We start from the raw sequence: 12619 nt of genomic DNA on the forward strand, positions 1-12619 counted from the left end.
TAAAGTTAAGCAAAAATGAACATAATGATTGGTACAAACAGTAGTGAAGTGAGGGGTAGTGAATGTTATATCTACATGATGTATGGGTAAATTGGTTTGAAGGTGAAGAGAATGGGTATAACGTTTGTCATTTTTACGAATGGCGGAAAGATGATACGATTGAGCTATTAGATCAAGTGCCATTATTAAAAGTAGATGCCACATTATATCATTACATCGAGAACGAATTGTTAGAGCTTCCGCAAAAAATGCTGGAAGACGTACATCATAAGGCTTATATTCGTAAAAATCATGAACGTTTGCAGCAAGAGTATTGCTTTGTTGTTACAGATGGAAAAGGAATTATTGCGATTGACACAATTGGTTACAATGTACCAATTCGCAAAAGCAGACTTATACCACGCCAAGAGCAGATGGTATATGAGATGGTAGAAAACGTACAAGCAGAAAAGTATGAGTTCCAAGTAGAAGAAACAGAAAAAGAACACCACATTTTATCACCATCGCCTTTCATTATGAATGGCTTGACTCGTAAAGAAAGACAGCTGAAACAATTATTATTTATGGCGTTAGATCAATTACATACAACGAAAAATACAGCGGAGATTCGCTATTGGTACACAGAGTGGGATCCATCAGCATATGGAACGGTTCAACATATGGAGTTCGAGGATATTTGGGCTAGACTGTATGATGAAGCGAAAGCTGGCTGGTCTGAGAAACATGAACAATTATGCGAGCGTCTCGTAAAAGGACAGCCATTTTTTGAAAAGTTATGGGAAATGGAAAATGAGCAAAAGGTAAATTAAAAAACCGCCAATTGGCGGTTTTTTAATTTTGTAGTAATCTAGTTCCAGCGGCAAGAATGTTCGGTGGCTTCGCGCCTTCCTGCGAGGCAAAAAGCGCCTCTACGTCAGGAGCTTCATCCCCCTCACATTCTAAACTAGCCGCCTCCGCTTTATATGTTACCTACGTTTTCTGCTTAGTCCCATTGCGTTTTCTACTTTGCGTAGTTGTTTGAATGCAACGCGGTTTGCTTTTTCTGCACCTTTGTCTAGAATTTCGTCTAGTTCTGGTGAGTTGATAAGTTCGTTATATTTGTCTTGGATTGGACGAATTGCTTCTACGACTACTTGCGCTAGGTCGCCTTTGAAGTCGCCGTATCCTTTTCCTTCGTACATTGCTTCAATTTCTTCAACTGTTTTTCCAGAGAATGAAGAGTAGATTGTTAATAAGTTAGAGATACCAGGTTTGTTTTCTTTATCAAATTTCACAATACCTTCAGAGTCAGTAACAGCACTCTTAATTTTCTTTTCAATTGTTTTTGGCTCATCAAGCATACTAATCATTGATTTTGGATTCGGATCAGATTTGCTCATTTTTTTCGTAGGTTCTGTTAATGACATAACGCGAGCTCCTACTTTTGGAATACGAATTTCAGGCATTGTGAAGATTTCACGGTAACGTTTGTTGAAACGCTCTGCTAGGTCACGTGTTAATTCGATATGTTGCTTTTGATCATCACCAACCGGCACGATTTCAGTATTGTAAAGTAAAATATCAGCAGCCATTAATGGTGGATACGTAAGTAATCCAGCTGGAACTGAATCTCTACCAGAAGCTTTATCTTTATATTGCGTCATACGCTCTAATTCTCCAACGTAAGCAACAGATTGCATGATCCAACCTAGTTGAGCGTGTGCTGGTACTTCTGATTGTACAAATAAAGTAGCTTTTTCAGGGTCAATGCCACATGCCACATAAAGTGCAGCAAGACTGCGGATGTTTTTACGAAGTTGTACGGGATCTTGAGGTACTGTAATCGCATGTTGGTTTACAATACAGAAATAACAGTCGTGTTCATTTTGAAGCTCTGTAAACTGCTTCATTGCTCCTAAATAGTTTCCAAGTGTAATCGTTCCACTTGGCTGAATACCAGAAAAGATAACTGACATAAGTAATTCCTCCTAAAATTGAATGCGTGATGGGGGAAGAGAAGGCAAACAAAAAAGCCCATTCATCCCAAAAACTATAGGGACGAATGGACCGCGGTACCACCCTAATTATTTCACTACTGTGAAATCTCTCTAATCCATAATAACGTTTGGATATAACGCCAAAGCCTACTACTTTCGGTTCGGTTTGGTGCTCAAAAGCCCATTCCATACTGTACAATTACTTGTTCACACCGACCACAAGCTCTCTGAAATTGCCTCAATATGTACTCTTCTTTATCATCGCATACATATAAATTTATTTATTGTTACTTGAGCTCTTTTAATATGAAAGAACTAAAGTTTTATAACAAAATGTTTTGCTGATTATTATATCATATGGGATAGTGTTTGCAAACTACATCAAAATAGTAAAGCTAATAAGGGTCGAGAACAACCCAAGAACGATACCTGTAATACAAATTGGATATGTCCATTTGAATGAATATGTTTTATAAATACGTTCTTTCTTATCTGTAGGTTCCTCGACTTCTTCAATTAAAGAGTCAATCTTTTTATTCGTACCAAATACTCTTTGGAATGCGTAAATGGTTACATTGAAAAAACCATTTTGAAATATGTATAAAAAACCGCCGATAAGAATAAAAAACAGTGCAATATAAAACAAGATGTTGACAAAATTCAACAAAAATTGCGATGAAATGAGGAATGCGCCAATACTAGAAGCGATTATCGCTATGAAAATTAGTATACAAGTATGAAAAAAAACTTTATTCAAAATGTTCCCCTCCGTCAAAATATTACTAGAATTATTATACTATAAAAGCTATAATATGTACTAGAATTAATTTTTTGAAAATTATACGCAATTAAAGGTCTGATTTCAAGATGATGGTATCAATGTTAACGTATCCCTTTACAAAAAAAATAAAAATATAAACATTTTATTAAAAATTTTAACAAAAAAACAAAAAACTATATTCACAATTGTTATATTATATGTATAATGAAAATTGTAGAAACTTGGAGATTATTCTTTCAATTCTACTTTTTAACAAGTGAGGGTACAGGAAGTGCAATTAGGGGAGGCAACACAACATGAAGAAAAAGATACCGTTATTACTTGCATCGACTTTAACTGCAAGTATGTTGCTGGGTGCGTGTAGCTACCAAAAAGATGACGCAAAAGCAAAAGGGAAAGAAAACACTACGAGTAGTAGTAACGGAAAGCAGGTTCTTAATTTAACAGAGTTATCTGAAATTCCGTCAATGGATGCATCGCTAGCATCTGACTCTGCATCTTCTACAGCATTAAATAATACGATGGAAGGTTTATATCGTATCGGCAAAGATCAAAAGAGAGTGCCTGGAATTGCAGAAGATGTTCAAAAGCTAGATGACGGAAAGAAATACATATTTAAATTAAGAAAAGATGCAAAATGGTCGAATGGGGAGCCTGTAACAGCAAAAGACTTTGTGTATTCATGGAAAAGAGCAGTAAATCCAGATACAAAAGCGACGTATTCGTACATTATGTTTGATATTAAAAATGCAGAGAAAATTCATAAAAAAGAATTACCTGCTGACCAATTAGGTGTAAAAGCGATTGATGATTATACATTAGAAGTGGAATTAGACAATCCCGTTCCTTACTTTGTTGATTTAACAGTTTATCCGGTATTTTACCCACTAAATGAAAACTTTGTAAAAGCACAAGGTGATAAGTTTGGGTTAGAGGCAAATACAACATTATATAATGGGCCATTTGTTATGAGTGATTGGAAACATGAGCAAAGCTTCCAGTTTAAGAAGAACCCATCATATTGGGATAATAAAACGGTTAAAATCGAAGAGATTAACTTTAATATTGTAAAAAATACGTCAACTGATGTAAATTTATATGAGACAAACTCGATTGATCGTGCGGCTCTAACTTCAGAATTTGTTGATAAGTTTAGACAAAGCTCAGAATTCCACACAAGAAAAGAAGCAGGGGTTGCTTACCTAAGATTTAATCAAAGTAATCAATACTTAAGTAATAAAAACTTAAGAAAAGCAATTTCAATGTCCTTTGATCGTGATAACATTGCGAAAGTTATTTTAAATAATGGTGCGATTGGAGCTTATGGATTTGTTGGAAAAGATTTCGCTGAAGGTCCGAATAAAAAAGATTTCCGAGCTGAAAATGGAAAGCTAGTTGAAACGAATCCAAAAGAAGCGAAAAAGCTTTGGGAAACAGCGAAGAAAGAGCTTGGCACTGATAAAATCGAACTAGAATTCTTAAACTTTGATAATGAAGATGCAAAAAAGGTTGGTGAATTCTTAAAAGGTGAGATGGAAAAAAACTTACCTGGTTTATCAATTAAAATTAAACAGCAGCCATTTGCACAAAAAAATAAATTAGAAGATTCTCAGCAATATGATATTGCGTTTGGTATTTGGGGCCCAGATTTCCCAGATCCAATCTCATATTTAGATATGTTTGTTACAAATGGTTCTCAAAATAAAACAGGGTATTCTAATCAGAAATATGATGAGTTAATTCTAAAAGCTAAAACAGATACAAAAGATTTACAAGCACGCTGGAATAACCTTTTAGAAGTAGAGAAGATGTTAATTAAAGAGGATGCAGTTATCACTCCAATCTTCCAAAAAGGTTCAGCATATATAGTAAAAGATGCTGTAAAAGATATTATACCAATCAACTATGGTGGTAGATTAACTTACAAATGGGCATCTGTTGAACAAAAATAATCTTTTTTTCCATCGTTTACAGGGGTATATGCCTATGATGGGCATATGCTCTTATTTTAAAAAAATAAAAGTAAGAATATTTTAAACTATCTTATTGCTTTTGAGAAAAACGGGGAGGTGCTTGACTATGGGACGTTATGTATTAAAACGTTTCGTGTACATGGCTTTGACATTATTTTTAATTACTACGCTGACTTTCTTTTTGATGAAATTACTTCCGGGTTCTCCGCTTAAAAACCAGGAGAAGCTATCACCGGCACAAAAAGAAATCATTCTGGAAAAATATGGTTTAAATGATCCGGTACCAGTTCAATACGCACGTTACTTAGGTAACTTAGCAAAAGGTGATTTAGGGGTATCATTCCAATATGATAACCGTCCAGTAACAGATATGATTGTGGATCGCATTGGACCATCAGCACAGCTTGGTTTACAAGCGATTATATTAGGAACATTTATAGGTTTAATTTTAGGAATCGTTGCGGCACTTCGTAACAATACATGGGTCGATTATGGAGCGACAATTATTTCCGTACTCGGGATGTCGGTACCATCATTCGTATTCGCTGCTTTACTACAATATTTCGTAGGGGTAAAACTTGGTTGGTTCCCAGTAGCGTTCTGGAAAGGACCAGAGTTTACAGTAATGCCTACAATTGCTTTATCGATGGCAGTTATCGCAACAATCGCACGTTTCTCTCGTGCAGAATTAATTGAAGTTATGCAAGCCGATTACATTTTAACAGCAAAAGCGAAAGGAATTAGCCAAGGCGTTATCATTGTCAAACACGCACTTCGTAACGCATTAATTCCAGTAGTAACAATTTTAGGACCAATGGTTGCGGCATTAATTACAGGAACACTTGTTATCGAGCAAATTTATGCTGTACCAGGACTTGGGGAACAATTCGTTAAATCTATTACAGTGAATGACTATACAGTTATTATGGGAACTACGATTTTCTATAGTGCGATCTTCATTTTAGTTATTTTCATTGTTGATATTTTATACGGAATTATTGATCCTCGTATTCGTTTAGCGGGAGGGAAAAAATGATGAAAGATGTACAAAAATTATCTCCAGATTTATTTCAACAAGCCAATCAAAATAATGTTGATAATGAAGTCATTGCCCGTCCAAGCTTAACGTTTTGGCAAGATGTAAGAAGACGTTTGTTCCAACATAAAGGTGCGATGATTGGTTTCGTATTATTAAGCCTTATTATATTACTAGCGATTTTTGGACCGATGGTAAGTAAACACTCGTATAAAGAGCAAGATTTAGGTCGTGCGAAAATGCCACCGAAAATTCCTGTTATTGAAAATGTTCATTGGTTACCATTTGACGGTACAGATCAATATGGTGTTGACCAATATGAAAAACGTGATATTAAAGAGTACTTCTGGTTTGGTACAGATGATCTTGGTCGTGATTTATGGACAAGAACATGGGAAGGTACACGCGTATCATTATATATCGCTCTTTTAGCAGCAGCAATTGACTTAGTAATTGGGGTTGCATATGGAGGTATTTCAGCGTTTTATGGTGGCAGAGTAGATAATATTATGCAACGTATTATGGAGATTATTAACGGTATTCCATACTTAATCATCGTTATCTTAATGGTAATCATTATGGGATCTGGTATATGGTCAATTACACTCGCAATGGCAATTACAGGTTGGATAGGGATGTCGCGTATCGTTCGTGGACAAATCCTGAAATTAAAAAACCAAGAATATGTATTAGCATCTCGTACATTAGGTGCAACAAATACACAATTAATTGTAAAACACTTAATCCCGAACGTAATGGGACCTATTATCGTAATGACAATGTTTACAATTCCATCAGCGGTGTTTGGTGAAGCGTTCTTAAGTTTCATCGGTTTAGGAATTCAGCCACCATTTGCGTCACTAGGTTCTCTTGTAAATGATGGTTATAAATCTATTCAAACGTATCCGCATATGATGTTCATCCCTGCGGTTGTCATCAGTATATTAATTTTAGCGTTTAACTTAATGGCAGACGGATTACGCGACGCGTTAGATCCAAAAATGCGTAAGTAAAAGAGGGGAGAGGCAAAGATGAAAACATTGTTAGAGGTAAAAGATTTACAAGTCTCCTTTGATACACATGCAGGTGAAGTACAAGCTGTACGCGGCGTTACTTTTGATTTGAAAAAAGGAGAGACATTGGCGATTGTAGGAGAATCTGGTTCAGGGAAATCAGTTACTTCTAAAGCGTTAATGGGATTAATTCCGAATCCTCCTGGACGCATTAAAAATGGTGAGATCGTATTTGAAGGTCGTGACTTAACGAAATTAACAGAAAAAGAAATGCAGCAAGTACGTGGTAAAGATATCGCGATGATTTTCCAAGATCCAATGACATCATTAAACCCAACGATGACAATTGGAAATCAAATTATGGAAGGCCTTATTAAACACCAAGGGATGAGTAAAGCAGACGCACGTAAAGTTGCTTTAGAATTAATCGACCTTGTAGGTATTCCAAATCCAGAAGCTCGTTTAAAACAATATCCTCACCAATTCTCAGGTGGTATGAGACAGCGTGTAGTTATTGCGATGGCGTTAGCTTGTAACCCGAAATTATTAATTGCCGATGAGCCGACAACAGCGCTAGACGTTACGATTCAGGCACAAATTTTAGAACTTATGAAAGACATTCAGCAAAAAACAGAAGCGGCAATTATTTTCATTACGCATGACTTAGGTGTAGTAGCAAACGTTGCTGACCGAGTGGCAGTTATGTACGCTGGTAAAGTTGTTGAAATTGGAACTGTAGATGAAATTTTCTATAATCCGAAACATCCATATACTTGGGGCTTAATCGCATCTATGCCAAGTTTAGATGGCTCAGAGGAAGAGTTATATGCAATTCCTGGAACGCCTCCGGATTTATTAAAGCCGCCAAAGGGTGATGCTTTTGCACCACGTAACCCACAGGCACTAAAAATTGATTTTGAAATGGACCCACCTTTATTTAAAGTAAGTGATACACACTATGCGGCAACTTGGTTACTTCACGAGCAAGCTCCAGAAGTAAAACCGCCGGCAGTCGTTGAAAAACGTATTCTTCAAATGAAAGCAGGTGAACAACATGACTAAACAACGTGAGAAATTAATTGAAGTAAAAAATGTAAAGCAGCACTTCGACGTGAGTGGTGGTGTTGTCAAAGCGGTTAATGATATTTCATTTGATATTTACCGCGGAGAAACATTTGGTCTTGTAGGAGAATCAGGTTGTGGTAAATCAACAACTGGAAGAACGATTATTCGTTTATATGATGCAACTGCTGGTGAAGTATTGTTCGATGGTGAAAACGTACATGGTAAGAAATCACGCGCAGAATTGAAGAAATTCAACCGTAAAATGCAAATGATTTTCCAAGATCCATACGCATCATTAAATCCTCGTATGACAGTAGGGGATATTATCGCAGAAGGTATTGATATTCACGGATTAGCGAAAAGTAAAAAAGAGCGCATGGACCGTGTTCATGAACTATTAAACACAGTTGGTTTAAATAAAGAGCACGCAAACCGTTTCCCGCACGAATTCTCAGGTGGACAACGTCAGCGTATCGGTATCGCTCGAGCGCTTGCTGTAGAACCAGAATTTATCATTGCCGATGAGCCGATCTCAGCACTTGACGTATCGATTCAGGCGCAAGTTGTAAACTTATTGAAAAAGCTACAAAAAGAAAAAGGTCTAACATACTTATTTATTGCCCATGATTTATCAATGGTAAAATACATTAGTGACCGCATCGGTGTAATGTACCGTGGTCAAATCGTTGAGCTAACAACAAGTGAAGAGTTATATGCGAATCCAGTTCATCCATATACGAAATCACTATTATCAGCAATTCCGCTACCAGATCCAGATTATGAGCGCAATCGTAAACGTATCGTATACGATTCATCGCAGCATGATTACGGTAGCGAAGTGCCAACAATGCGTGAAATTCGCCCAGGACATTTCGTACTATGTTCTGAAGCAGAGTATAAGAAATATAAAGAGATTTATCAATAATAAAAAAAGCCATTCTTCCATTAAGGAAGGATGGCTTTTTTCTATACTATATAAATGAGTTGTCGGTAAGTCGATATAAATTGCATTTATTAATAACTACATCATGATCAAACAAGTACTACTGTGCCTGAACAGAACCAATCTCGTCTTGCTCTTCTGGTTTCACAAGTGCGTAACGTTCCCACGCCCTGCTTTTCCAGCGGAAGAACATAATAATGGCACGCGTCCATTCGTCGATGGCGATCGCTAGCCAAATACCAACGAGCCCCATATCTAAATGAAAGGCGAAAAAGTAACCTAGTGGTAAACTCATTAACACCATAGAGAATGCACCGATTAAAACAGGATATTTTGCATCACCAGCTGCACGAAGCGAATTAATGATGACGATATTCATCGTACGTCCTGTTTCAAGTAGTACACTTAGTAAAAGAACACTTGCGCCTAACCCGATAATGTGCGGATTATCTGTAAACAGTCCCATTAATTGTGTACGGAATGTAATAACGAGAGCGACCATACATAGAGTTACACCAATCGCCCATTTTACACTTTTCCATAAGCGTTCGTATGCTTCATCCTTTTCGCCACCACCAACAAGGCGGCCAATAATAATGGCTGTTCCCATACCAATCGCAATTGCAAATAAATAAGTGAACATGGAAATGTTAGTAGCGTATTGTCTAGCAGCTAATGATTCCGTTCCTAAGTACGTTGCGTAATAAAGGAAGACGATTTGACAAGCTTGATACATCACTTGTTCAAATGCAGATGGAATACCGATTTTTAAAATTTTCCCAATGTATTCTTTGGATAAAGTGAAGTAATATTGTAATTTCACGCGATATTCCATAACGCGGTATAGTAACCAGAAGAAAACAATAAGTGCGATCAATCGACTGATAGCGGAAGAAATTGCAGCCCCTTGTACACCGAGCTCAGGGAAACCAAATTTCCCGAAAATGAGTACGTAGTTTCCAGCGATATGAATAATATTCATTCCGAGTGAAATAAACATCGCTTGCTTTGTGAAACCGTGTACACGGATAATTGCGGCTAATGAGTTAATGATAGCTTGCAGGAAGATAGCTCCTCCGACGATAGATAAGTAGTTTTGCGCATACGTTAGTACATCGCCTTGTAAGTTCATTGCGAGCATCATATGTTTCGAAAATAAAAGAAAACCAGCGCTTATAACGAGCCCAACTATTAAATTTAATGTGACGGCTAATGCTGATATTTTAGATGCTTCCATAAAGCGTCTGGAACCGAGGTATTGAGATACAACGATAGCAGCGCCGTTCCCGATGACTTCTAATACCAAAATCGCAATATGGAGATATTGATTCGCTGCACCAACCCCAGATACAGCATCGTCTGATAATGCACTTAACATGAAAGTATCAGCGATCCCCATCAACATAAAAAGAAAAACTTCTAGAAAAATAGGCCATGTTAATAAGAATAAACTTAATTTCTCTGTCGGCCCATTTTTTTCCTGAATTGCTGTCATGTCCGTCCCCTCTTTACCGATATCTATTTTTAGCAAAATGTATCGTAACATACTTTCTTATCCTTTGCACTCATTTTAGCCTACATATTTTTAATATGAAGGGACTGCTATTTTATGTTAAAAAGGTTGGGATAATTATACATAAAGTATTATAAAATATAAAATTTATTTTTCTCTGATAATTTAGAAAAGTATAAAAAATATTGTTTTTAACACTTTAGTAATAATAATCAGCAATATGAAACGTTTACAAAGATTTATTTTTTAACAGGAAATTTTAATGAAATAGAAATATAAATATACAAAAAATATATTTGTGTGTATAATATGAATTATTAGAACATATATATATTTCTTTCTGTTTGAAAATGAAAGGGCTAACATTTTTTTGGAGGGTGGAAGTATGAAAAAAAAGATACCAGTTTTTGTAGCATCAACAGTAGCGATGAGCATGATGTTAGGGGCATGTAGCTATCAAAAAGATGAACCGCAGGCAAACGCAAAAGGGGATAGCGGGAAAAGCGGTGCGAAGCAAGTTATTAACTTAATTGAAACACAAGAAATTCCAACGATGGACACAGCATTATCAGCTGACGCAGTTTCTTCAAGAGTAATGAACAATACGATGGAAGGCTTATACATTTTAGGAAAAGATGATAAGCTAGTTCCAGGTGTAGCGAAGGAATTTAAAAAGTCAGAAGACGGTAAAAAGTATACGTTTAAGTTACGTGAAGACGCGAAATGGTCAAACGGTGAGCCTGTGACAGCGAAAGATTTCGTATACGCATGGCAAAGAGCGATTAATCCAGATATAGCTGCGAAATCAGCTTATATTATGTACGATATAAAAAATGCAGAGAAAATTAATAAAAAAGAGATGAGTCCTGATCAACTAGGTGTAAAAGCAATTGATGATTACACATTAGAAGTTGAATTAGACAATTCCATTCCATATCTTGTAGATTTAATGGTATATCCAATCTTCTATCCTGTGAATGAGAAATTTGTTAAAGAGCAAGGTGCAAAGTTTGGTTTAGAAGCAAATACTACACTTTATAACGGACCATTTACATTAAGCGATTGGCAGCATGAACGTAGCTTTAAAATGACAAAGAACCCATCATATTGGGACAATAAAGAAGTGAAGATTGAAGAAGTAAACTTTAATATTGTAAAAGATACATCTACGCCAATTAACTTATATGAAACAAATGCAATTGATCGAGCGTCGTTATTAGCGGAGTTTATCGATAAATATAAAGGAAAACCAGATTTCCAAACAGTAGAAGATACATCTGTATTCTTCCTACGTTTAAATCAAAAAGATCCAGCTTTAGCAAATAAAAATATTCGTAAAGCAATTTCACTTGCTTTTGACCGTAAGCCATTCGTGGATACATTATTAAATAACGGTTCTAAGCCAGCAACAGGATTAATTCCTGATAACTTCATTAAAGGACCAGATAAAAAAGATTTCCGTGCTGTAAACGGGGATATTGTAAAACCGAACGTGAAAGAAGCGAAGAAATATTGGGAAGCTGGTAAAAAAGAACTTGGTAAAAATGAAATCGAATTAGAATTATTAAATGAAGATGTAGAGTTATCAAAGAAAACTGGTGAATATTTAAAAGGTGAATTAGAAAAGAATTTACCAGGTTTAACAGTAAAAATTAAACAACAACCATTCGCACAAAAACTAAAATTAGAAGATGCGGGTGATTATGTCATGTCATTCTCTGGATGGAGTGCGGACTTCCCAGATCCAATTACATATCTTGATATGTTTGTAACAGATGGGTCACAAAATAAGATGAAGTACTCTAATCCGAAATACGATGAAATCATTATGAAGGCGAAAAAAGATGGAAGCGATGTAAATGCTCGTTGGAAGAACTTATTAGAAGCAGAAAAAATGTTACTTGATGACGCTGCAATCGTTCCAGTATATCAACGTGGTAGAGCATACTTACAAAGAGAAACAATTAAAGATATGTACAACCATAAATATGGCGGAGATTTAAGCTTTAAGTGGGCAACCGTAGGAAAATAAAAAAAAGCAGGCTAACCACCTGCTTTTTTTTAATACGTGCGTTTTTTATAAATGCCTTTTCCGCCAACTTGGTTCCAGCCAGATTGTACATCCAAACTCTTGTTAACAAACTTCATTTTTTCTTTTCCACCAAAGAGCTTTTCACCGATGCTATTTGTAATGACACCAATCAATGCTGTTATTCCGATGATGAGGGCAGCAACCGTAATAAAATCAATAAAAAAAGCAATCATTTGCAAACTCCCCCTTTGCCTGTCTGTATGTTTATTGTATGAGATAAAAAATGA

General features: G+C 36.2%; 11 protein-coding genes and 1 other annotated feature. Of the genes, 7 read left to right on the plus strand and 4 right to left on the minus strand.

What is annotated here, in order from left to right:
- Window positions 1-62: 62 nt before the first annotated feature.
- On the plus strand, window positions 63-809 hold the full coding sequence (locus ACW0JX_RS06065; RefSeq protein WP_000966129.1) for a YjbA family protein: 747 nt from the start codon (window positions 63-65) through the stop codon (window positions 807-809).
- A 156-nt stretch (window positions 810-965) separates the two neighbouring features.
- On the opposite strand, the gene trpS is transcribed toward ACW0JX_RS06065, so the two are convergent.
- Together trpS and ACW0JX_RS06075 are read right to left on the minus strand one after the other, a co-directional pair.
- Window positions 966-1955 (minus strand): tryptophan--tRNA ligase, encoded by a 990-nt coding sequence (gene trpS, locus ACW0JX_RS06070; protein WP_063546790.1) that lies wholly within the window; start codon window positions 1953-1955, stop codon window positions 966-968.
- Between the two features lie 75 nt (window positions 1956-2030).
- Window positions 2031-2247 (minus strand) — a binding site (T-box leader).
- Window positions 2248-2352: 105 nt separating this feature from the next.
- A complete protein-coding gene (locus tag ACW0JX_RS06075) occupies window positions 2353-2733 on the minus strand; it encodes a DUF3899 domain-containing protein (protein ID WP_001044985.1) in 381 nt (126 codons plus the stop codon).
- Between the two features lie 320 nt (window positions 2734-3053).
- Here ACW0JX_RS06075 and ACW0JX_RS06080 point away from each other — a divergent pair, with 320 nt between their 5' ends.
- From ACW0JX_RS06080 to ACW0JX_RS06100, 5 genes are all read left to right on the plus strand, one after another.
- Window positions 3054-4709 (plus strand): peptide ABC transporter substrate-binding protein, encoded by a 1656-nt coding sequence (locus ACW0JX_RS06080; RefSeq protein WP_000727213.1) that lies wholly within the window; start codon window positions 3054-3056, stop codon window positions 4707-4709.
- 127 nt (window positions 4710-4836) lie between these two features.
- The gene (opp3b, locus tag ACW0JX_RS06085; RefSeq protein WP_000534166.1) at window positions 4837-5766 is read left to right on the plus strand and encodes an oligopeptide ABC transporter permease; all 930 of its coding nucleotides are present in this window, start codon (window positions 4837-4839) and stop codon (window positions 5764-5766) included.
- The gene (opp3C, locus tag ACW0JX_RS06090) at window positions 5763-6779 is read left to right on the plus strand and encodes an oligopeptide ABC transporter permease (RefSeq protein ID WP_000974103.1); all 1017 of its coding nucleotides are present in this window, start codon (window positions 5763-5765) and stop codon (window positions 6777-6779) included. Before opp3b ends, opp3C begins: the two co-directional genes overlap by 4 nt.
- Before the next feature lie 18 nt (window positions 6780-6797).
- A complete protein-coding gene (locus tag ACW0JX_RS06095; RefSeq protein WP_000854346.1) occupies window positions 6798-7841 on the plus strand; it encodes an ABC transporter ATP-binding protein in 1044 nt (347 codons plus the stop codon).
- Window positions 7834-8769: an ABC transporter ATP-binding protein gene (locus ACW0JX_RS06100; protein WP_459245501.1), complete on the plus strand. Its 936-nt coding sequence runs from the start codon at window positions 7834-7836 to the stop codon at window positions 8767-8769. Before ACW0JX_RS06095 ends, ACW0JX_RS06100 begins: the two co-directional genes overlap by 8 nt.
- A gap of 118 nt (window positions 8770-8887) precedes the next feature.
- On the opposite strand, the gene ACW0JX_RS06105 is transcribed toward ACW0JX_RS06100, so the two are convergent.
- Window positions 8888-10333, minus strand: a complete 1446-nt coding sequence (locus ACW0JX_RS06105) for an MATE family efflux transporter (RefSeq protein ID WP_003291568.1) — start codon at window positions 10331-10333, stop codon at window positions 8888-8890.
- Window positions 10334-10685: 352 nt separating this feature from the next.
- Here ACW0JX_RS06105 and ACW0JX_RS06110 point away from each other — a divergent pair, with 352 nt between their 5' ends.
- Window positions 10686-12332 carry a peptide ABC transporter substrate-binding protein gene (locus ACW0JX_RS06110; protein WP_459245502.1) on the plus strand — a complete coding sequence of 549 codons (1647 nt, stop codon included), beginning with the start codon at window positions 10686-10688 and terminating at the stop codon, window positions 12330-12332.
- A gap of 29 nt (window positions 12333-12361) precedes the next feature.
- On the opposite strand, the gene ACW0JX_RS06115 is transcribed toward ACW0JX_RS06110, so the two are convergent.
- A complete protein-coding gene (locus ACW0JX_RS06115; protein WP_000559971.1) occupies window positions 12362-12565 on the minus strand; it encodes a hypothetical protein in 204 nt (67 codons plus the stop codon).
- Window positions 12566-12619: the final 54 nt, after the last annotated feature.

The organism is Bacillus sp. C-3-6 (assembly GCF_054509685.1).